Raw genomic sequence first — 21,513 nt, forward strand, 5'->3', positions numbered from 1 at the left:
CGGGCGGGGGGGGGGGGCGGCGCCCCCCCGGCCCCCCCCCCGCGCGCCGCCGCCCCCCCCCCCCCCCCCCCCCCCCCCCCCCCCCCCCCCCCCCCCCCCCACTCCCGCCGTCTCGCGGGTGCGGGAGCGCGGGACGACCGGATGCGCCTCGCCGCCGGTGCCGACTCCGGTGCGGCGACGGGCTCCGCCTCGCCGCCGAGGTACGGGATCTGTCGGGGACGGCGGGCCCGGACTGCGCGGATTCCGGCCCGTGGGGGGTCACCAGCGCGGCATGGACGGGGTGACCCACTGCGGGTCGGCGACCCGCATCGCCGCCGCGTCGTCGCGCTCGCGCAGCGTGCCGTCGTCGTCGAGCCAGCGGCGGTGGAGGAGCTCCAGCCGGTCGCGGTCGAGCTCGACGCCGAGGCCGGGCGCGTCCGAGACGGTGACCCTGCCCGCGTCGAAGGTGAGGCGTTCGGTCAGGACGTCCTCCGACTGCCAGGGGTAGTGGGAGTCGCAGGCGTGGTGGAGGTTGGGGACGGTGGCCGCGACGTGGGTCATGGCGGCGAGCGAGATCCCCAGGTGGGTGTTGGAGTGCATGGACACTCCTACGCCGAACGTGCGGCAGATCGCGGCGAGTTGCTGGGTGTTGCGCAGCCCGCCCCAGTAGTGGTGGTCGGAGAGGACGACCTGCACGGCGTCCCGGGTGAACGCCTCCTTGATCTCGCCGAAGGTCGTCACGCACATGTTGGTGGCGAGCGGTACGCCGGTGCCTGCGGCCACCTCGGCCATGGCGGCGGTGCCGAGCGCCGGGTCCTCCAGGTACTCGAGGACGTCCCCGAGTTCCCCGGCGACCTTCAGTGACGTCTGGACCGACCAGGCGCCGTTGGGGTCGAGACGCAGCGGGTGTCCGGGGAACGCCTCCGCGAGGGCGCGTACGGCGGCGATCTCCTCGTCCGGCGCGAAGACCCCGCCCTTGAGCTTGAACGACGTGAAGCCGTACCGCTCCTTGAACCTGCGCGCCTGCTCGACGACCCCGGCCGGGTCCACGGCGGCTCCCCAGTCGTCCTTCTCGCAGGCCACGCCCTCGGGGTGGTCCGCCCACTTGTAGAAGAGGTAGGCGCTGTACTCGACGGCGTCGCGCACCTTGCCGCCGAGCAGCGCGTGCACGGGCAGGCCGAGCGCCCTGCCGAGGGCGTCGAGGCAGGCGACCTCGAAGGCGGAGACGACGGACAGGCGCAGCTTGTCGGCGGTCTGCACGCCCCGCAGGCCGCCGACGTCCACCTGCCCGGACACCCGGGACTGGTCGACGTCCACCTCGTCGACGACCGTGAACAGACCGTTGAGATCCGTGATCTGCCGTCCGATCAGGGCGTTCGCGAAGGGCCGGGCCAGTTCCAGGTACTTGGTGTCGCCGTAGGTCTCCCCGACTCCCGTGGTCCCGTCGGCCGTCACCACCTCCACGATCAGGCGGGGGGTGTACGGCTGGTGCACGCCCTGCGTGTTCAGCAGCGGCGGGTCGGCGACCAGGATCGGGGTCAGGCGTACCTCGGTGATGGTCAGGTCGCGGGTCACAGGGTGGCTCCTACGAGGTCGAGTCCGGTGGTGAGGACGGTCCTGAGGTCGGCCAGGTCGGTGGCCGACGGGTCGGTGAGCGGGGCGCGTACGGGTCCGACGGGGCGGCCGCGCAGCCGGGCCGCGGCCTTGACCAGGGACACGGCGTAGCCGGGCACCCGGTCGCGCAGTTCGACGAGGGGGACGTAGAAGTCGCGCAGCAGCCGGTCGGCGGTCTTGTCGTCGCCGTCGCGCAGGGCGGCGAAGAAGGCGTTCGCGATCTCGGGGGCGAAGGCGTGGACGGCGGAGGAGTAGGCGGGGACGCCGACGGTGGCGTAGGCGCGGGCCTGGACCTCGGCGGTGGCGGCGCCGTTGAAGAAGAGGAAGCCCTCGGGGGCCGCGAGGGTGAGGCGCTGGAGGCGGTCGAGGTCGCTGTGGCCGTCCTTGAGGCCGATGACGGTGGGGAGCGCGGCGATGCGCCGCACCGAGTCCGCGGTGAAGGCGACCGGGCCGCGCTGGTAGGCGATGAGCGGCAGCCGGGTGCGGGCCGCGATGTGCTCCAGCTGGGCGACGAGGCCGTCCTGCGGGGCGGCGACGAGGTAGTGCGGGAGGACGAGGAGGGCGTCGGCGCCGGCCTCCTCGGCGATGCGGGCGAAGCGGACGGCCTGCGCCCAGCCGTAGCCGGTGCCGGCGACGACGGGCACGCGGCCGGCCGTCTCCTGGACGGCGAGGGTGACGACCCGGCGGTACTCGTCCTCGTCGAGCGAGAAGAACTCGCCGGTGCCGCAGGCGGGGAAGACCGCGCCGGGACCGGCGGCGAGCTGGGTGGCGAGGTGCGCGCGGAAGCCGTCGGGGTCGAGGGAGCCGTCGTCGCCGAAGCTGGTCAGCGGGAACGACAGCACACCCCGTGCCATCCCCTCCGCCAGTCGTCGCGTCACGGCCGCCGCCTCCGTACCGGTGTCGAGGCTCACCGTCAGTCATCTCCCTGCATGGACGTCATCTACGTATGGAGACGGAGGTTAGATACACGAACAGACCCCGTCAATGGTCCGGCCGGTGGTCCGTCCGCCCGGACTACGATCGGCGCATGTCGGAGACAGGGGACGGGGGCGGCGTCCGCGAGGTGAAGTCCGCGGCGCGCACGGTGGAGCTGCTGGAGCTGCTCGCCGCACGCGGGGACCGGCCGGCGCGGCTCCAGGAGCTGGCGGACGAACTGGGCGTGCCGCGCAGCTCGATGTACGCCCTGTTGCAGACCCTGATCGGCAGGAGCTGGGTGCGCACGGACGTCACCGGCTCCCTCTACGGCATCGGCATCCACGCCCTGCTCACCGGCACGAGCTATCTCGACTCCGACCCGCGCGTCAGGCTGGTGCGGCCGTATCTCGACGAGGCGTCCGAGGCGCTGGGCGAGACGATTCACCTGGGGCGGCTGGACGGGCGGGACGTGGCCTATCTGGCGACCCGGGAGTCGCACGAGTACCTCCGCACGATCAGCCGCGTCGGGCGGCGGCTGCCCGCGCACGTGGGCGCCCTGGGCAAGGCGCTGCTGGCCGAACGCCCCGACGGGGAGCTGCCGGAGGGGCCGTACGAGGCACTGACCCCGCACTCGCACACCGACCGCGCCTCACTGCTGGCGGATCTCGCCGGGGTGCGGGCGCGAGGCTACTCCGTCGACCGCGAGGAGGGCGTCCTCGGCATCGTCGGCTTCGGGTTCGCGCTGCGCCACGAGCGGCCCGCGCAGGACGCGATCAGCTGCTCGGTGCCGGTGGCCCGGCTGACACCGGAGCACGAGGAGCGGATCGTCGCGGTGATGCGGGAGATCCGGGCGAAGATCGAGGCGACGGCACCGGGGGCGGGCGGGGCCGTCAACTGGCGGTAGGAGCGCCTCGTTTACCCGTACTTCCCCACCCCAAACGTCAAGTGATTCAGATCACCCGACCCGCGCTTCTTCTCGAACCGCGTGCTTGATACAAATTGCCCGCGCGTTCCTGTCCGTCGACGGTCGGCGCTCCTCCCTCTTCGAGCCGCTTCTTTCGCATGCCCTGGAACGCCCGTGTACTCCCCCCGCACCACTCCCTGGCCCCTCGTCGCCCTCTTCACGGCCGGGTACCTCGCCCCCTATCTGCTGCCGACCGTCGTCGGCCGGCTGGACGCGGGGCTGCCGCTGTCCGCCACGCAGGCCGGCGCCGTCGGCAGCGCGCTGCTGCTGAGTTCGGCGTCGGCCGGCTTCGCACTGGCCTCGCGCGTCGAGCGGATCGGGGCACGCGCCCTGGCCCGGATCGGGCTGACGCTCGCCGTCCTCGGGTACGGCGGCGCCGCGCTCGCCGGCAGCGTGCCGGCGGTGGTCGCGGGCGCGGTCCTCGGCGGCTTCGGCTCCGGTACGGCCACCACGGTCGCCGCCACCCGGATCGCCGCGCAGCCCGACCCGCACCGCGCCTCCACGCTCGGCCTGCTCGGGGTCTCCGCGCTCGCGGGCGCCGTCTATCTGACGGTCCCCCACCTCGGCGCGGGACACGGGCAGCCACTGGCCGCGATCGCGCTCACGGCCCTCGCCGTCTGGCCGTTCACCGGCCGTCTCCCGGGCCGTACGGCGCCGGCACCGGCCCGGCACGACGCCTCCGGCTCCCGCCGCCTTCCCCATCTGCGCTCCGGGCTGGTCCTGGCCGCGGCGATGCCCTGCTGGTCCCTCGCGCAGAACTCCCTGTGGGGCGTCAGCGGACGGATCGGCCTGACACAGGCTCACCTGAGCGAGGCCGCCGTGGGCGCGGTCTTCGCGGTGGCGCTGGGCGCCGGGCTGCTGGGTGTCCTGGGCGCGGGGGCGCTGGGGCCGCGGCTGGGACGGGCGCTGCCCATCGGCGGCGGCACGGTGCTGATCGCCGGGTGCATCGCGGTCAGCGCGTCGGCGACCGGGCTGGGCAGCTTCGCGGCCGGCGAGATCGCCTGGAACGTGCTGTACCCGATCGTCCTGTCGTACCTGATCGGGCTGGCCGCCTCCCTCGACCCGCGCGGACGCTGGGCGGTGCTGGTCGGCTCGGCGTCCTCGCTGGGCACGGCGGCGGGACCGCTGACCGGCAGCGTGCTGTCGGCACAGGCCGGGTTCCCGGTGATGGGGCTGGTGCTGGGCGCCGGACTCCTGGTCGTCGCCGTGCCGATGACCGCCGTGGCCCTGCACACCGGCGGCCGTCCCCTGCTGCCCGGCGCGGTCCGACGCCGGGGCGGTACTCCGGGCGCCGTGGTCGCCGCCTCCACCGGCACACCGGGCGGCGGCCCGGTACCGCAGGTGGGCGCCCCGGAACAGCCGGTGGTGGACATCTCGCTGGACACCCCGGCCACCGCCGCCCGCGGCGCGTACGACACGGCGGGGCCGCAGCGGGCGGCGGCCGGGTCGGGGAGCGGGTCGGACGGCGGCTGAGCACCGGGCCCGCCCGACGGCCCCACCGAGGGACGGGGACCGAGCCGGCCCGGCCGGCCTCCCCACCGCCGACGGCCGGAGACCGTGCGGGCCCGGCCGACCGCCCGGCCGACCGAGAGGTACCCACGGGCTCCCACGCGCGGAAGCCCTGCCGGTGGCCGCAAGCGTGGACCGCGTCCACCGGACCCGACGGGCGCACCGGCCAGGGGGCCGGCTACGCGGGCCGGTCCGGCGGGAACGTGTACGCGTCCACCTCGGCGAGGCAGCGCGCCCGCCGCTCCTCGTCGTCCTCCAGGAAGGAGGCGAGGAAGGAGTTGCGGGCGAGTTCGCGCAACCGCTCCTGGCTCAGGCCCAGCGTCGTCCGTACGGCGTCGAAGTTGTCGCCGGCGTAGCCGCCGAAGTAGGCCGGGTCGTCGGAGTTGACCGTGCAGACCAGCCCGGCGTCCATCATGGCGGGCAGCGGGTGGTCGGCGAGGACGTCGACGGCCCGCAGCCGGACGTTGGACAGCGGGCACAGCGTCAGCGGGATCCGGTCCCGCACCAGCCGCTCCACCAGCGCCGGGTCCTCCATGCACCGCAGCCCGTGGTCGACGCGCTCGACGCCGAGCAGGTCGAGGGCCTCGGTGATGTACTCCGGCGGCCCCTCCTCCCCCGCGTGCGCCACCCGCCGCAGGCCGAGGGCGGCGGCCGCCTCGTACACCTCGCGGAACTTCACCGGCGGGTGCCCGACCTCGGCGGAGTCCAGCCCGACGCCGGTGATCCGGTCGAGGTACGGCCTCGCGGCCTCCAGGGTCTCCATCGCCGACTCGGCGGACTCGTCGCGCAGGAAGCACAGGATCAGCCGCGTGGAGACGCCGTGCCTCTCCTCACTGCTCCCCAGCGCCCGCCACAGCCCCTCCACGACCGTGCCCATCCCCACTCCCCGGGAGAGGTGGGCCTGCGGGTCGAAGAAGATCTCGGCGTGCCGCACGCCCTGGGCGGCGGCCCGGGCGAGATAGGCGTGGGCGAGGTCCTCGAAGTCCCGCTCGGTGCGCAGGACCGCCATCAGCTCGTAGTACAGGTTCAGGAAGGACTGGAGGTCCTCGAACTGGTACGCCTCGCGCAGCTCGTCCGTGTCCGCGTACGGCAGCCTGACCCCGTTGCGGGCGGCCAGTTCGAACGCCAGCTCGGGCTCCAGAGTGCCTTCGACATGGAGGTGCAGTTCAGCTTTCGGGAGGGGCATCAAAGCATCGTACGGGTGGTTTACCGCCGTTTCGGAACCGGCACCCGCAGAAGGTCGTACGCCACCGTCAGCTCGCCCTCGAACCCGGCGGCCCGCGCCTGCCGCTCGAACTCCTCCCCGGGCTCGGTGTAGCGCTGGCTGAAGTGGGTGAGCACGAGATGCCGCACGCCGGCGTCCCGGGCGACCCGGGCGGCCTGACCAGCCGTCAGATGACCGTACTCGACGGCGAGTTCGACGTCCTCGTCGAGGAAGGTCGACTCGATGACGAGCATGTCGCAGCCGTCCGCCAGCGCGTGCACGCCGTCGCACAGCCGGGTGTCCATGACGAACGCGAACCGCTGTCCGCGCCGCACCTCGCTGACGTCCTCGAGGGTGACACCGCCCAGGGAGCCCTCCCGCTGGATCCGGCCGACGTCGCTGCCCCTGATGCCGTGCGCGGCGAGCCGGTCGGGCAGCATGCGGCGGCCGTCGGGCTCGACCAGCCGGTAGCCGTAGGACTCGACGGGGTGGGAGAGCTTGCGGGCTTCGAGCGTGTACGAGGCCGTCGTGGCGAGGGGACCGTCCGCGTCGACCGGGGCCTCGGTGATGCCGACGGTCTCGCGGTAGGCGGTGGCGTACCGGAGCCGGTCGAAGAAGCGCTGCCCGGAGCGCGGGTAGTGGGCGGTGACCGGGTGCGGGACCTTGTCGAGGTTGATCCGCTGGATGACCCCGGCGAGGCCGAGGGAGTGGTCACCGTGGAAGTGCGTGACGCAGAGACGGTTCAGGTCGTGGGCGGCGACCTTGGCCCGCAGCATCTGGCGCTGGGTGCCCTCGCCGGGATCGAAGAGGATGCCCTCGCCGTCCCAGCGCAGGAGGTAGCCGTTGTGGTTGCGGTGCCGGGTCGGGACCTGGCTGGCGGTACCGAGGACCACCAGTTCACGGACGGACACGGCGGCCTACCCGGGAGGCCAGTGCAGGCCCCGGCCGCCGAGGACGTGCGCGTGGGCGTGCCAGACGGTCTGGCCGGCACCGCTGCCGGTGTTGAAGACGACGCGGTAGCTCTCCAGCTTCTCCTCGTCGGCGACCGCCTGCGTCTCGCGCAGGACGTCCGCGGCGAGCTGCGGCGCCTCGGCGGCGAGGGCGGCGGCGTCCACGTGGTGCGCCTTGGGGATCACCAGGACGTGGGTGGGTGCCTGCGGGTTGATGTCCCGGAAGGCGAGGGTCGTCTCGGTCTCCCGCACGATCGTCGCCGGGACGTGTCCCTCGACGATCTTGCAGAACAGACAGTCGTCCTGCGGCTCCCCTGACATGAGGCTGCTCCTTACGCCGGTGATCTCTTACGGGGCATCGTAGCGAGCGTCCAGCCGATCCAGCCCGTCCGTGGGAGGCCGGGGGGCGGCGGCCCCCCGGCCGACGGTCACGGCAGCGTGGGCGGCACCTTGGCCGGCGTCTCCTCCAGCGCGGCCAACGCCAGCCGCACCGCCTCGTCCAGCTGGACGTCCCGGCCCGCGGCGGCGTCCTGCGGCCGCACGACCACCTCCACGTCCGGATCCACGCCGTGGTTCTCGACCCCCCAGTCGAACCCCTCCAGCCAGATCGCGTACTTCGGCTGGGTGACCAGCGTCCCGTCCACCAGCCGGTAGCGGCTGTCGATCCCGACGGTCCCGCCCCACGTCCGCGTGCCGACCACCGGCCCGAGGCCCAGCGCCTTGACCGCCGCGTTGACGATGTCCCCGTCGGACCCGGAGAACTCGTCGGCGACGGCGACCACGGGCCCCCGGGGCGCGTCCTCCGGGTAGCTGACCGGCCGCATCCCGCGCGGCACGTCCCAGCCGACGATCCGCCGCGCCAGTTTCTCCACGACCAGCTGGGAGGTGTGCCCGCCCCGGTTCTCCCGGACGTCGACGACGAGCCCCTCGCGGGCCACCTCGACCCGCAGGTCGCGGTGGATCTGCGCCCAGCCGGGCGCCTGCATGTCGGGCACGTGCAGGTAGCCGAGCCGCCCGCCGGACCTCTCGTACACGTACGCCCGCCGGTCGGCGACCCAGGCGTGGTAGCGCAGCGCCTCCTCGTCGCCGACCGGGACGACGACGGCGTGCCGCGGCTCGCCCCCGCCGGACGGCGAGACGGTCAGCTCCACCGCCTTGCCCGCCGTACCGACGAGCAGCGGTCCGGGTCCGGTGACCGGGTCCACCGGATGCCCGGCGACGGCGACGATCGCGTCGCCGGCGCGCACGGCGACGCCCGGCGCGGCGAGCGGGGAGCGGGCGTCGGGGTCGGAGGTCTCCGCGGGCAGGATGCGGTCGACGCGCCAACTGCCGTCCTCGTGGCGGGAGATGTCGGCGCCGAGCAGGCCCTGGCGGGCGCCGCGGCCGTAGCCGCCGCGGGGTATGACGTAGGCGTGCGAGGTGCCGAGTTCGCCGTGCACCTCCCACAGCAGGTCGACCAGGTCGTCGTGGGTCGCGACGCGGTCCAGGACGGGCCGGTAGCGGTCCAGGACACCGTCCCAGTCGACGCCGCCGAGGTCGGGCCGCCAGAAGTTGTCGCGCATGATGCGGCCGGTCTCGTCGTACATCTGCCGCCACTCGGCGGCCGGGTCGACGGTCTGGCGGATGCGGCCGAGGTCCACGGTGACGTTGGTGTCGCTGTCCTCGTCGCCGGAGGCGCGCCGGTCGCTGGGGACGACCTTGAGCTTGCCGTCGGACCACAGCAGCAGCCGTTTGCCGTCACCGCTGACCTCGAAGTCGTCGACGTCGGTGGCGAGGTGTTCGAGGCGGTGCTGGGCCAGGTCGTAGCGCTCCAGCTCGGTGTGCGGGTCGGGGTCGTCGGGGGTGGCGCGGGAGGCGCCGAGGACACCGCGCACCGGGTGGCGCAGCCAGAGCACGCCGTCCTTGGCGGAGCGCAGCCCCGAGTAGCGGCCGGCCTCGACGGGGAAGGGGATGATCCGGTCGGCGAGGCCCTCGAGGTCGATACGGGTGGCGGGGGTGCCCTCGCTGTCGGGCGTCTCGTCCTTGTCGGGTGCCTCGAAGGGGCGTCCGTGCCGCTGCGGGCCGAACGGCGAGGGTGTGGTGGCGGCCAGGGTGATCAGGTGCGGGCGGGCGCCGGCGACGAAGGAGAGGTCGAAGGCGTGCTGGTCGTAGACCGGGTCGAAGGCGCGCGTGGACAGGAACGCGAGGTGCTTGCCGTCGAGGGTGAACGCGGGCGCGTAGTCGCGGAAGCGCAGCGGGGTCGCCTCGGTGACCGACAGGTCGGTGGTGTTGGCGAGCTTGAGCTGGCTGAGCGGGCGCGGGCCGGGGTGCGACCAGGCCAGCCAGCCGGAGTCCGGTGAGAAGACCAGGTCGCAGACCTCGCCGTCGTCGCTGCGGTCGACCTCGCGGACCTCGCCGGTCTCCCGCTCGACGAGCAGCAGCCGCCCGTCGTGCGCGGCGACGGCGGCCCGGCTGCCGTCGGGTGCCATGGCGAGTTCCAGCACCCGTCCGAGCCGTCCGGCGGCCAGCCGGCGCGGGGCGGCCCCCGGTGCCGGTCCGGTGGCCGGGGCGAACTCCAGGGCGTCCTCGCCCTCGGCGTCCGTCACCCACACCACCCACTCCTCGCCCTCCGCTCGGAAGGTGCTGGGCATGCGGGCCCGCACGCCGGGCTCGGCGGCGAGCGCGCGGGCGGGCCCGGAGCGGTGGGTGACCCAGTGGACGGCACCGCGCACCTCGACGGCGCTGCCGCGCGCGGTGTGGTCGGGAGCGGCGGAGCCCAGCCAGCGGGCCGCGGTCACCAGGTGCGGCCGCCGGTCGGTGCGCTGCCCGCCGAGCCGCACGTCGAGCCGGCGCGGCTCGGCCCCGTCGAGGTCGTCGAGGATCCACAGCTCACCGGCGCGGACGTAGACCACCCGTCGGCCGTCCCCGGCGGCCTGCCGGGCGTAGAAGCCGTCGAGGGGGGTGTGGCGCCGCAGGTCGGAGCCGTCGGCGAGGGAGGAGTACAGCGCCCCGGTGCCCTCGTGATCGGAGAGGAAGGCGATCCTCTCCCCCACCCACACCGGGTACTCGAGGTTGCCGTCGAGGTCCTCGTGCAGCCGCACGAACTCGCCTGCGCCCTCCCCGTCGCGGACGTCCTCCTCGATCCACAACTTGCCCGCCGTGCCGCCCCGGTAGCGCTTCCAGTGGGCGGCCTCGCGGCCCATGGTGGCGGACAGCAGCACGGTGCGCGGGCCGTGAGCGACGGCGCCGACGGGCCCGTACGGCAGGGTGGTCGCCGGTCCGCCGTCGAGCGGGACGGCGCGGGCCCAGGTGCGGCGCGAGCTCGCCTGGTCGTGGGCGCCGAGCGCGAGGACGTGACCGTCGGGGGTCCAGCCGCGCACCTGGGTGCGGTGACCGCCCCAGTACGTCAGCCGGGTGGCGGGGCCGCCGTCGACCGGGGCGACGTGCACCTCGGGGGCGCCGTCACGGGTGGAGGTCCAGGCGACGGTGGTGCCGTCGGGAGAGATGCGGGGCAGGGAGACCGGCATGTTGTCGGCGCTGACCCGCCAGGCGCGCCCGCCGTCGAGGGGGGCGAGCCACACGTCGTCCTCGGCGGTGAAGGCCACCAACTCGCCGTGCAGGTGCGGGAACCGGAAGTACGCAGCAGGCGTCGCGGACTGTGTCACGCGATCACTCTAGGCAAGGGAGAGGGTCGCGGCCAGGGCTTTCGATCTCCTGGATTCCGCTCACTTGGGCTCGGCGGGCCCGCAGTCGTGGTCCCCCCGGCACCAGACGGTCTCGGTGACCGTCACGGTGACCGTGGGCCTCCCCGGCTCCGCCGGCTGTCCGGAGCCGGGCGGGCCGACGGGCGAGGGCGTCGCGGACCCGCAGTCGCCGAGTCCACCGACCCGGAACAGCTGCTTGCTCCCGACGTCCGCCCGCACGTCGCCCCGCACGCAGGAGTTGTCGACGGCGCGGGTGACCTGCCCGTCGACGGTGATGTCCCGCCCGTCGCCGGTCTCCCCCTCGCAGTCGACGGAGGCGACGGTCTCCTCACCGGCGCGGCCGCCGTCGCCGTACTCGGCGGTGCACGTCAGCCACCGCACGTCCACGTCCCGCCGCTCGATCTCGGCCGTCGCCGTCCCGTCGGTCGTGTACGCCACGGTCGCGGCGGTCGGCCCGCCCGGCTCACACGCCACGGCCCCGCCCAGGGCCATGGCCGCGAGCCCCGCGACGGCCACCGCGCGCGTGCGGTACGCCCGGAGCCGAATCCGTCTCAGAGCCCCCATGGGAGGCAGCGTGCCACCGCCCCGCCGACCGCGGTAGGGCACATACCGCCACTCGTCGCCCGGGCGGAACGCCGCCGTACGGGCGGGAAGGGTACGCCCCCAACACCGCCGCGGGCGGTGACCGGCGCGCGGCGGGCGGCGGGCGTCCGGGGGTCAGGACCAGCGGCCGGTCCTGCCCAGCAGCAGCGCCGTGGCCGCCGTCCCGGCGGTCGAGGTGCGCAGCACGCTCCGCCCCAGCCGGTACGCCTTCGCGCCGGACTCCTCGAAGAGCGCCAACTCCTCGGGGGAGACGCCCCCTTCGGGCCCGACGACGAGCACGATGTCGCCCTCGCGGGGAAGTTCGGCGGTGGCGAGCGGCTCACTGCCGTAGTCGCGGTCCTCGTGGAGTACGGCGGCGAAGTCGGCCCGTGCGAGAAGTGCCGCGACCTGCCGGGTGGTTGCCACGTCGGCGACCTCGGGGAAGCGGACCCGGCGGGACTGCTTGCCGGCCTCGCGGGCGGTGGCCCGCCACTTGGCGAGCGCCTTCAGCCCGCGTTCGCCCTTCCACTGCGTGATGCAGCGGGAGGCCGCCCAGGGCACGATCGCGTCGACGCCGGTCTCGGTCATCGTCTCGACGGCCAGCTCGCCCCGGTCGCCCTTGGGGAGCGCCTGCACGACGGTGATCCGAGGGGCCTCGGCGGGCTCCTCCACCACGTCCTCCAGGCTCACCACCAGCCGGTCCCTGCCCTCGGCGGCGACGACCTCGCCCGGAGCCCAGCGGCCGGCCCCGTCGGTGAGGACGACCGCCTCACCGGGCCGCAGCCGCTTCACCGAGACGGCGTGCCGCCCCTCGGGCCCGTCCAGGACGAACTGGGCACGCCCGGCCGGGAGTTCCTCGACGACGAAGACCGGAGCCGTCATCAGCGCCCACCCCGTTCCGACAGCGCCGTGCGCGCCGCGTCGAGCTCGGCCGCCAGCACCTCCACCAGCTGCCCGGCCGGCAGGTCGCGGGCCATCCGGTGCCCCTGCCCCGCCCACAGCGCCATGCCCTGCGCGTCGCCGGCCTTGGCGGCCGCCTTGCGCAGCGGCGAGGTGAGGTGGTGGACCTCCGGGTAGGCGGCGGGCGCGTACGGCCCGTGCTCGCGCAGGAAGCGGTTGACCAGGCCGCGGGCCGGGCGGCCGGAGAAGGCGCGGGTCAGTTCGGTGCGCGCGAACAGGGGGTTCGTCAGCGCCTGCTTGTGCACGTCGGCCGCGCCGGACTCGGGGGTCGCGAGGAACGCGGTGCCGAGCTGGGCCGCGCCGGCGCCCGCCGCGAGGACCGCGGCGACCTGGCTGCCGCGCATGAGGCCGCCGGCGGCGACCAGCGGCAGGCTCACGGCCTCGCGGACCTGGGCGATCAGCGACAGCAGGCCGATGCCGGAGCCGTCGTTCTCCGGGACGTCCCGGTGGGTGCCCTGATGGCCGCCGGCCTCCACGCCCTGCACGATCACCGCGTCCGCGCCCGCCCGCTCCACGGCGATCGCCTCCTCGGCGGTGGTCGCGGTGACCAGCGTGAAGGTTCCGGCGCGGCGCAGCGATTCCAGCGCGTCCCGGCCGGGCACGCCGAAGTGGAACGACACCACCGGCACCGGGTTGTCCAGCAGCACCGCGAGCTTGGCGTCGTAGCCGTCGTCCCGGCCGCTGTCCGGGTCGCCCAGCTCCGTCTCGTACCAGGCGGCCTCACCGGCGAGCTGGTGGGCGTAGACCTCGACGGCACCCGTCTCCGCGTACTCCGGCTGCGGCATGAAGAGATTCACGCCGAAGGGGCGGGAGGTCATCCCCCGCAACTGCTTGATCTCCTGGTACATGCCGTCGGCGGTCTTGTACCCGGCGGCGAGGAACCCGAGTCCGCCGGCCTCGCACACGGCGGCGGCGAGCCGCGGGACGGAGACGCCGCCCGCCATGGGGGCCTGCACGATCGGGTGAGGGAGGAGATCGGTCAGTGCGGAGGACATGACGGCATGTTGTCACGTCCTCCGAACAAGTCCGAATCGGGCCTTCCCCCCGGCTCGGGCCAGTGCTTTCACAGCGCGGGACCGGTGGAATCAGCCCGTCCGGCGCTCGGGGACGAGGCCCGTTCAGGGCCGGAGCGGGGGCCTCGGGGCAGCAGCCTCCGGTGCCGCCCGCACCGGCCGGCGCGGGTGTCTCGCCCACGCCGGTCGACGCGACGTCACCGCCCGTTGAACGCGTCCTTCAGGCGCGAGAACAGCCCCTGCTGCCCCGGCTGGAACTGCCCCTGCGGCCGCTCCTCGCCCCGCAGCTTGGCCAGCTCCCGCAGCAGTCGCTCCTGCTCGGGGTCGAGCTTGTTCGGCGTCTGCACCTCGACGTGGACGATGAGGTCACCGCGCCCGCCGCCGCGCAGATGCGTGACGCCCCGCCCGTGCAGCGGGATCGACTGCCCGGACTGGGTGCCGGGCCGGATGTCGACCTCCTCCAGACCGTCGAGCGTCTCCAGCGGCACCTTCGTGCCGAGGGCCGCCGCCGTCATGGGGAGGGTCACCGTGCAGTGCAGGTCGTCGCCGCGCCGCTGGAACTGCGCGTGCGGCAGCTCGTGGATCTCGACGTAGAGGTCACCGGCGGGACCGCCGCCGGGGCCGACCTCGCCCTCGCCGGCGAGCTGGATGCGGGTGCCGTTGTCGACCCCGGCCGGGATCTTCACGGTCAGGGTCCGGCGGGAGCGCACCCGTCCGTCGCCCGCGCACTCCGGGCACGGAGTGGGGACCACGGTGCCGAAGCCCTGGCACTGCGGGCAGGGGCGCGAGGTCATGACCTGGCCCAGGAAGGACCGGGTCACCTGCGACACCTCGCCACGACCGCGGCACATGTCGCACGTCTGGGCGGTGGTGCCCGGCGCCGCGCCCTCACCGCTGCAGGTGGCGCAGACGATCGCCGTGTCGACCTGGATGTCCTTGGTCGTGCCGAAGGCGGCCTCGTCGAGGTCGATCTCCAGCCGGATCATCGCGTCCTGGCCCCGACGGGTGCGTGAGCGCGGCCCGCGCTGGGACGCCGTACCGAAGAAGGCGTCCATGATGTCGGAGAAGTTGCCGAAGCCACCGGCCCCGAAGCCGCCCGCGCCGGCGCCGCCCGCCTGCGAGAGGGGGTCGCCGCCGAGGTCGTAGACCTGCTTCTTCTGCGGGTCCGACAGCACCTCGTAGGCGGCGTTGATCTCCTTGAACCGCTCCTGGGTCTTCGGATCCGGGTTGACGTCCGGGTGCAGCTCGCGTGCGAGCCGCCGGAAGGCCTTCTTGATCTCTTCCTGCGACGCGTCGCGGCGCACGCCGAGAACGGCGTAGTAGTCCGTGGCCACCTACGACTCCGCCAGGATCTGTCCGACGTACCGTGCCACTGCGCGTACCGCTCCCATCGTTCCCGGGTAATCCATGCGGGTCGGTCCGACCACGCCGAGCTTGGCGACTGCCTCGCCGCCCGAACCGTAGCCGACCGACACCACCGACGTGGAGTTGAGTCCCTCGTAGGCGTTCTCGTGACCGATGCGTACGGTCATGCCCGAATCCCCGGCCTCGCCAAGGAGCTTGAGGAGCACGACCTGCTCCTCAAGCGCCTCGAGGACGGGCCGGATCGTGAGAGGGAAGTCATGTCCGAAGCGGGTGAGATTGGCGGTGCCGCCGATCATCAGCCGCTCCTCGTTCTCCTCGACGAGGGTCTCCAGCAGGGTGGAGAGCACCGTCGAGACCGTGCCGCGGTCCTCCGCCTCGAAGGCGTCCGGCAGGTCCTCCACGAGCCGCGGCACGTCCGCGAACCGGCGGCCCGCGACCCGGCTGTTCAGCCGCGCCCGCAGATCCGCCAGGGACGCCTCGCCGAACGGCGCCGGGCAGTCCACCATCCGCTGCTCGACCCGGCCGGTGTCCGTGATCAGCACGAGCATCAGCCGGGCGGGCGCGAGCGACAACAACTCCACGTGCCGCACGGTGGACCGGGTCAGGGACGGGTACTGCACCACGGCGACCTGCCGGGTGAGCTGCGCGAGCAGCCGTACCGTCCGCGCCACGACGTCGTCGAGGTCGACGGCGCCGTCGAGGAAGTTCTGGATGGCCCGCCGCTCGGGGGCCGTCATCGGCTTGACGCCGGCCAGCTTGTCGACGAAGAGGCGGTACCCCTTGTCCGTGGGAATCCGCCCCGCGCTGGTGTGCGGCTGGGCGATGTACCCCTCGTCCTCCAGGGCGGCCATGTCGTTGCGGACCGTCGCCGGGGAGACGCCGAGGTTGTGCCGCTCGGTGAGCGCCTTGGAGCCCACCGGCTCCTCGGTGCCGACGTAGTCCTGGACGATGGCGCGCAGTACCTGGAGCCGTCGTTCACTCAGCATGCGCGCACACCTCCAGAAAGTCGTCCCCTTGGCGCCTCGCCTGGCACTCTTCACTTCCGAGTGCCAGCGTTCCCCGGCCCAGTGTACGGCCGTGGGGTACGCCCGGGGCAAGGTCGGTCCCGCCGCACCGTGCCGCGCGGGGTGTCCCCCGCTAGCGTCGCCGTATGACGGTGACTTGGGAAGAGCTCGGGTGGGAGCGGGTCGCGACCGGCGTCGGGCGCTGCCGGCTGCCGGTGTGGGACTGCACGGCGGGGCTGGTCGTCGGGGCGGACGCGGCCCTGGTGATCGACGCGGGGTCGAGCCTCGGGGAGGGGGCGCGGCTGCGGATGCGGGCGGAGGAGCTCGCCGGCCACCGTGTGACCCATCTCGCGCTCACGCATCCCCACTTCGACCACGTCTTCGGGGCGGCGGCGTTCGCGGGCGCGGAGGTCTTCGCGGCGGTGGGCGCGGAGTCGGTGCTCACCCGGAAGGGCCGCGGGGCCGAGGAGCTGCGCGCGGACGCGGTGCGCCACGGTCTCGACGAGACGGCGGCGGCGGAGGCCGTGGACACGCTCGTCCGCCCCCGCCACCTGGTCTCCGGCGAGTGGACCCTCGACCTGGGCGCCGGCCGGCAGGTCCTGCTGGCGAACGTGGGCCCCGGCCACACGGCCCACGACCTGGCGGTCCTGGTGCCGGGCTCGCCGGAGGTGGTGTTCTGCGGCGACCTGGTCGAGGAGTCCGGCGAACCCCAGGCCGGCCCCGACGCCGTACCGTCCCACTGGCCGGCCGCCCTGGACCGTCTCCTCGCGTTCGGCGGCGAGGACGCGCTGTACGTGCCCGGTCACGGGGCGGTGGTGGACGCGGCCTTCGTACGGGCGCAGCGGGAGGCGCTGGCGGCCCGTTTCGGCGTGTCGCCGTGATCGCGTCCGGGCTTCTCCTATCGTCATCCGAATGCGCCAGTACTCCGCCGACCTGACCCCTCCCTGGAAGAAGCAGCGGCCCGTCCCCGAGGTCCCGGCGGAGCCCGGCCTGGTGGTGGAGGAGCCCGGCACCGGCTTCTGCGGCGCGGTGATCCGCTGCGAGGCGGGCACGGTGACCCTGGAGGACCGCTTCGGCAAACACCGCGTGTTCCCGCTGGAACCGCGCGGCTTCCTGCTGGAGGGCCGGGCGGTGACGCTGGTGAGACCTTCCGCCGGTCCGGTACGTCCCACCCGCACCGCATCCGGTTCGGTCGCCGTCCCCGGCGCCCGCGCCCGCGTGGCCCGCGCCGGCCGCATCTACGTCGAGGGCCGGCACGACGCCGAGCTGGTGGAGAAGGTCTGGGGCGACGACCTGCGCATCGAGGGCGTGGTCGTGGAGTACCTGGAGGGCGTGGACGACCTGCCGTCGATCGTGGCCGAATTCGCACCCGGCCCGGATGCCCGGCTGGGCGTCCTGGTGGACCACCTGGTCCCGGGCACGAAGGAGTGGCGCATCGCCCGGTCGGTGACGAGTGAGCACGCCCTGGTGGTCGGCCACCCGTACATCGACATCTGGGAGGCGGTGAAGCCGTCGTCCCTGGGCATCGAGGCGTGGCCGCGCGTCCCGCGCGGGCAGGACTGGAAGACGGGCGTGTGCCGGGCGCTGGGGTGGCCGGAGAACACGGGGGCGGTATGGCAGGCGATTCTGGCGCGGGTGGGGTCCTACAAGGACCTGGAGCCGGAGTTGCTGGGGAGGGTGGAGGAGCTGATCGATTTCGTCACGGACGGCGGCGGGGCCTGACGCCCTCCCGGGTGCCGGCTCCGGTGGAGTCCGGTTCGACGGTCCACAACGGGTCCGGTTCGACGGTCCACAACGGCACCGTCCACAGCGGCACCCCACGCATCGGTGGGGTCCGGTTCGATGGTCCACAGCGTCACCGCGAGGTGGCGTCCACAGCGGCCCCCCACGAATTCGGCCACCCGCTGAACCGTCCTCCCGCCCCGACATGACCGGCCGCGGTGGTCAGTCCACCAGGTCCCGTACCACCGCGTCCGCCAGCAACCGCCCCCGCAGCGTCAGCACCGCCTGCCCCTGCGCGTACGGCCCCCGCTGGAGCAGCCCTTCCGACAGCGCCCGGCGCGAGGCCGCGAGCCCCTCCTCCCGCAGCAGTGACAGCGGCGCCCCCTCCCGCAGCCGCAGCTCCAGCAGGATCCGCTCCACGCGCCGGTCCTCCTGCGACAGGAGTTCCCGGCCCGCCCCCGGCGACCGCCCCGCCGCCAGCGCCGCCGCGTACGCCCCCGGGTGCTTCACGTTCCACCAGCGCACCCCGCCGACGTGGCTGTGGGCTCCCGGTCCCGCGCCCCACCAGTCGGCGCCGCGCCAGTACAGCTCGTTGTGCAGGCAGCGGCCGGCCTCCGAGGTGGCCCAGTTGGACACCTCGTACCAGTCGAAGCCCGCCGACGACAGCGTCTCCTCCGCGATCAGGTACCGGTCCGCGTGGACGTCGTCGTCCGTCATCGGGACCTCGCCCCGGCGGATGCGGCGGGCGAGCTGCGTGCCCTCCTCGACGATCAGGGCGTAGGCGCTGATGTGGTCCGGTCCGGCCCGGAGGGCGGCGTCCAGGGAGGCCCGCCAGTCGTCGTCGGACTCGCCGGGGGTGCCGTAGATCAGGTCGAGGTTGACGTGGTCGAAGCCGGCCGCGCGGGCCTCCGCGACGCACGCCTCCGGCCGCCCGGGCGTGTGCGTACGGTCCAGGATCTTCAGTACGTGCTGTTTCGCGCTCTGCATGCCGAAGGAGATCCGGTTGAAGCCGCCCTGGCGGAGCGTGGCCAGGTACGCCGGGTCCACCGACTCCGGGTTGGCCTCCGTCGTGACCTCCGCGTCGGCCGCGAGACCGAACTCGTCGCGGATCGCGCCCAGCATCCGGACCAGGTCCCCGGCCGCCAGCAGGGTCGGCGTGCCGCCGCCGACGAAGACCGTGCGGACCTCGCGCGGGTCGTCGCCGAGGACCTTGCGGGCCAGCCGGATCTCGTCGATCAGGGTGTCGGCGTAGTTGTCGCGGGAGGCGAGGACACCGCCCGTGCCGCGCAGTTCGGTGGCGGTGTAGGTGTTGAAGTCGCAGTAGCCGCAGCGGGTCGCGCAGTACGGGACGTGCAGGTAGAACCCGAGGGGGCGGTCGGCGGCCCCGGCGAGCGCGGACGCGGGCAGCGCACCGTCGGCGGGGACGGGCTCGCCGTCGGGAAGTGCGGAAGGCATGTCACCCATTGTCCCGTACGCCCGCACCGGCCCCGGCGGCTCGCCCACCACCCACGCCGGTCCCGTACGCCCGCACCGGCTCCCGCAGCTCCCCCACCACCCGTGCCGGATCCCTACGCCCCAACGGGACCTCACACCTCCCCCGCCACCCAGGCCGATCCCGGCGGCTCGCCCGCCAACCGCACCGGTCCCCCAGCTCCGCACCGGGGGCGCCGGGGGGCGGGCCCGGGTCGCTCGCCGCCACCCGCGCCAGTCCCCTACCTCCGCACCGGCCCCCGCCACTCACCCACCACCCGTGCCGGGTCCCTACGCCCCAACGGGACCCCACCGCTCCCCCGCCACCCAGGCCGGTCCCGGCGGCTCGCCCGCCACCCGCACCGGTCCCCTACGCCCTCATCAGCACCACCCACCCACGCCAGTCCCTACGCCCGCACCGGCCCCCGCCGCTCACCACCACCCGCGCCAGTCCCCTACGCCCGCATCAGCCCCCACCATCCACGCAGGTGCGCTCCGTGCCCCGCTCCCTACTCCGCCTGGAGCACCAGCAGCGCCAGGTCGTCCTCCGGTGGCTGGCCGCCGAAGTCGTGGACCAGACGCCGGATGCGTTCGGCGATCAGCTTCGCGTCCAGTCCGGCGCAGCCGGACAGCGCGGTCGCGAGGCCGTCGCCGTCGTCGAACTGGCGTGAGCCCGAGCGCCGCTCCGTGACGCCGTCGGTGACGCACAGCAGGCTGTCGCCGGGGCGCAGGTCCAGGGTCTCGCTGAGGTAGGTGGCGTCCTCGACGACCCCGAGCAGGGTCTGGGGCTGCGCCGCCGTGGTCACCCGGCCGTCGGGGCCGAGCAGCAACGGCAGGGGGTGGCCGGCGGAGGCGAGGGTGCAGCGGACGCCGCCGTCGAAGGGGGCCAGCTCACCGTAGAGCAGGGAGAGGAAGCGGGTCTGCGGGCCGTCGCCGAGGCCGGCGGGACCGACGAAGGCGCGGGCGGCCGCGTCGGCGGCCTCGGTGGCGTCGTCGAGGAGGAGCTGGTTGAGGCGGTCCAGGACGTCGGCGACGCCGTAGCCCTCGCGGGCCAGCAGCCGCAGCCAGGGGCGGGCCAGGCCGATGACGACGGCCGCCTCCGGGCCCTTGCCCTGCACGTCGCCCACCGCGAAGCACCAGCGGCCGTCGCCCGCCGGGAACAGGTCGTAGAAGTCGCCGCTCGGGCCGCCCTGCTCGCGCGGCTCGTGGACGAGGGCGCTGCGCACCCCGGGGATCTCGGCGACCGCGCCGGGCAGCAGTCCGCGCTGGAGGACGGCGCTGATGGTGGCCTGGCGGGCGTACTGGCGGGCCGCTCCGATGGCGAGCGCGACCCTGCGGCCGAGGTCCTCGACGAGCCCGGTGACCTCGTCGGGGAAGCGCAGCAGTCCGGCCCGTCCGATGACGAGCGTGCCCAGCGGGCGGCCTCCGGCGATCAGACGGTAGGCGAGGGCGACTCCCCGCGGGCCGAGCGCGGTGGCGGGCCAGGGGTGGGCGGCGGGCCCGGAGCGCGGGCCGTCGGGCGGGTGCGGCGGGTCCTTCTCCAGGGCGCGCCGCAGCTCCTCGACGTGGTTCTCGTTGACGTGCCAGACGCGGGCCAGCCGCGGCCCGGGGCCGCCCGGGCCCCCGCCGCCCCAGCCTCCCGCGTGCGGCCCGCCGGATCCTCCGGATCCCCAGCGCCCGCTGAGCTCGTCCTCCAGCCACACCGCGCACCAGTCCGCGAGACGCGGGACGAGCAGCTGGCCGGTGAGCGCGGCGACCAGGTCCTCGTCGAGCTGCCCGGCGAGCAGGTCGGAGGCCTCGGCGAGGAAGGAGAGGGCGCCGCGGCCCAGCCAGCCGCGGTCGCGGGCGGAGGGGTGGGGTTCGGGGGCGAGGGCTTCGGCGAAGGTGAGGGAGGCGGCGGGAGCGCCGTCGGCCGTCGTGCGGGGCTGCGCGGGCTCCCCCTCGTCGGGCGTCCCGCCGGGCAGCAGCCGCGCCCACACCGTCTTCGTCCCCCTGCGGTACGTCACTCCCCAGGCGTCGGCGAGCGTGGCGACCAGGCGCAGGCCGCGGCCGTACTCGGGGGGCTCGAAGGGCGATTCGGGGGTGCCGTCGCGGGGGGCGCGGGAGGGATGGTGGTCGGTGACCTCCACGACGACCGCGCGGCTGCCGGGCTGCTCCTCCAGCCGGCAGACCACGTCGACGTCGGTTCCGGCGTGCACGACGGCGTTGGTGACCAGCTCGCTGACGACGAGTATCGCGTCGTCGCCGAGGTCCTCGGGGGTGGTGCCGGTGAGACCGAGGCCGGTCCACTCCGTCAGCGCGGCGCGGACGAGGTCGCGGGCGGCGCCGGGCGCGAGGGAGCCGCCCGTCAGGGTCGCGCGGGTCTGCGGGTGTCCGTCCGCGGGCGCGGGCGCGCCACCGGCCCGGGACGCGGTCTCCCGTTGCGTCGGAATGGCCCTCATGGGCAGCTCCCCGGACGGTCGGACGATGGGGCCTGGATCTTCGGACTTCTACGCCTCTGTCGACGCCGACAGCGTGACAGACCGACCCCGTCCATAAGCGCCGGGTTATCGAAGTGGGCCGTCATGAGTGAGAAGAGT

The 21,513-nt window shown here is 74.5% G+C and carries 17 protein-coding genes; 4 read left to right on the forward strand and 13 right to left on the reverse strand.

Going from position 1 to position 21,513, the window contains the following annotated elements:
- Window positions 1-258 precede the first annotated feature (258 nt).
- Both ACF1A1_RS32785 and ACF1A1_RS32790 read right to left on the reverse strand, forming a co-directional pair.
- Complete coding sequence (locus tag ACF1A1_RS32785; protein ID WP_392004747.1) at window positions 259-1,554, reverse strand: glucarate dehydratase family protein; 1,296 nt, start codon at window positions 1,552-1,554, stop codon at window positions 259-261.
- Window positions 1,551-2,447 (reverse strand): 5-dehydro-4-deoxyglucarate dehydratase, encoded by an 897-nt coding sequence (locus ACF1A1_RS32790; RefSeq protein WP_392004997.1) that lies wholly within the window; start codon window positions 2,445-2,447, stop codon window positions 1,551-1,553. Before ACF1A1_RS32790 ends, ACF1A1_RS32785 begins: the two co-directional genes overlap by 4 nt.
- 173 nt (window positions 2,448-2,620) lie before the next feature.
- Here ACF1A1_RS32790 and ACF1A1_RS32795 point away from each other — a divergent pair, with 173 nt between their 5' ends.
- Together ACF1A1_RS32795 and ACF1A1_RS32800 are read left to right on the forward strand one after the other, a co-directional pair.
- Entirely contained in the window at window positions 2,621-3,412 is a 792-nt protein-coding gene (locus ACF1A1_RS32795) for an IclR family transcriptional regulator (RefSeq protein WP_392004749.1), read from the forward strand.
- A gap of 174 nt (window positions 3,413-3,586) precedes the next feature.
- Window positions 3,587-4,945, forward strand: coding sequence for an MFS transporter (locus ACF1A1_RS32800; protein ID WP_392004751.1), 1,359 nt, complete (start codon window positions 3,587-3,589; stop codon window positions 4,943-4,945).
- A gap of 214 nt (window positions 4,946-5,159) precedes the next feature.
- On the opposite strand, the gene ACF1A1_RS32805 is transcribed toward ACF1A1_RS32800, so the two are convergent.
- From ACF1A1_RS32805 to hrcA, 9 genes are all read right to left on the reverse strand, one after another.
- Window positions 5,160-6,167: an adenosine deaminase gene (locus ACF1A1_RS32805; protein WP_392004753.1), complete on the reverse strand. Its 1,008-nt coding sequence runs from the start codon at window positions 6,165-6,167 to the stop codon at window positions 5,160-5,162.
- Window positions 6,168-6,187: 20 nt separating this feature from the next.
- Window positions 6,188-7,096 (reverse strand): ribonuclease Z, encoded by a 909-nt coding sequence (locus ACF1A1_RS32810; RefSeq protein WP_392004755.1) that lies wholly within the window; start codon window positions 7,094-7,096, stop codon window positions 6,188-6,190.
- A gap of 6 nt (window positions 7,097-7,102) precedes the next feature.
- On the reverse strand, window positions 7,103-7,456 hold the full coding sequence (locus ACF1A1_RS32815) for a histidine triad nucleotide-binding protein (RefSeq protein WP_392004757.1): 354 nt from the start codon (window positions 7,454-7,456) through the stop codon (window positions 7,103-7,105).
- A 107-nt stretch (window positions 7,457-7,563) separates the two neighbouring features.
- Entirely contained in the window at window positions 7,564-10,779 is a 3,216-nt protein-coding gene (locus tag ACF1A1_RS32820) for a S41 family peptidase (RefSeq protein ID WP_392004759.1), read from the reverse strand.
- A 60-nt stretch (window positions 10,780-10,839) separates the two neighbouring features.
- Window positions 10,840-11,382 (reverse strand): hypothetical protein, encoded by a 543-nt coding sequence (locus tag ACF1A1_RS32825; RefSeq protein WP_392004761.1) that lies wholly within the window; start codon window positions 11,380-11,382, stop codon window positions 10,840-10,842.
- Between the two features lie 153 nt (window positions 11,383-11,535).
- Window positions 11,536-12,282: a 16S rRNA (uracil(1498)-N(3))-methyltransferase gene (locus ACF1A1_RS32830; protein ID WP_392004763.1), complete on the reverse strand. Its 747-nt coding sequence runs from the start codon at window positions 12,280-12,282 to the stop codon at window positions 11,536-11,538.
- On the reverse strand, window positions 12,282-13,355 hold the full coding sequence (locus ACF1A1_RS32835; RefSeq protein ID WP_392004765.1) for a nitronate monooxygenase: 1,074 nt from the start codon (window positions 13,353-13,355) through the stop codon (window positions 12,282-12,284). The genes ACF1A1_RS32830 and ACF1A1_RS32835 overlap by 1 nt, the downstream gene beginning before the upstream one ends.
- A 215-nt stretch (window positions 13,356-13,570) precedes the next feature.
- Window positions 13,571-14,707, reverse strand: a complete 1,137-nt coding sequence (dnaJ, locus tag ACF1A1_RS32840; protein ID WP_392004767.1) for a molecular chaperone DnaJ — start codon at window positions 14,705-14,707, stop codon at window positions 13,571-13,573.
- Window positions 14,708-15,724: a heat-inducible transcriptional repressor HrcA gene (hrcA, locus tag ACF1A1_RS32845; protein WP_392004769.1), complete on the reverse strand. Its 1,017-nt coding sequence runs from the start codon at window positions 15,722-15,724 to the stop codon at window positions 14,708-14,710. It abuts the gene before it with no gap.
- A gap of 164 nt (window positions 15,725-15,888) precedes the next feature.
- On the opposite strand from hrcA, the gene ACF1A1_RS32850 reads away from it, so the two are divergent.
- Both ACF1A1_RS32850 and ACF1A1_RS32855 read left to right on the forward strand, forming a co-directional pair.
- Window positions 15,889-16,623, forward strand: coding sequence for an MBL fold metallo-hydrolase (locus ACF1A1_RS32850; protein WP_392004771.1), 735 nt, complete (start codon window positions 15,889-15,891; stop codon window positions 16,621-16,623).
- Between the two features lie 31 nt (window positions 16,624-16,654).
- On the forward strand, window positions 16,655-17,464 hold the full coding sequence (locus ACF1A1_RS32855; RefSeq protein ID WP_392004773.1) for a DUF3097 domain-containing protein: 810 nt from the start codon (window positions 16,655-16,657) through the stop codon (window positions 17,462-17,464).
- Window positions 17,465-17,686: 222 nt separating this feature from the next.
- Here ACF1A1_RS32855 and hemW read toward each other — a convergent pair whose 3' ends face one another.
- Together hemW and ACF1A1_RS32865 are read right to left on the reverse strand one after the other, a co-directional pair.
- A complete protein-coding gene (gene hemW / locus ACF1A1_RS32860) occupies window positions 17,687-18,919 on the reverse strand; it encodes a radical SAM family heme chaperone HemW (protein ID WP_392004775.1) in 1,233 nt (410 codons plus the stop codon).
- 524 nt (window positions 18,920-19,443) lie between these two features.
- The gene (locus ACF1A1_RS32865) at window positions 19,444-21,375 is read right to left on the reverse strand and encodes a SpoIIE family protein phosphatase (RefSeq protein ID WP_392004777.1); all 1,932 of its coding nucleotides are present in this window, start codon (window positions 21,373-21,375) and stop codon (window positions 19,444-19,446) included.
- Between the last annotated feature and the right edge of the window lie 138 nt (window positions 21,376-21,513).

This window comes from Streptomyces sp. NPDC014995 (assembly GCF_043080745.1).
Taxonomy (GTDB): domain Bacteria; phylum Actinomycetota; class Actinomycetes; order Streptomycetales; family Streptomycetaceae; genus Streptomyces.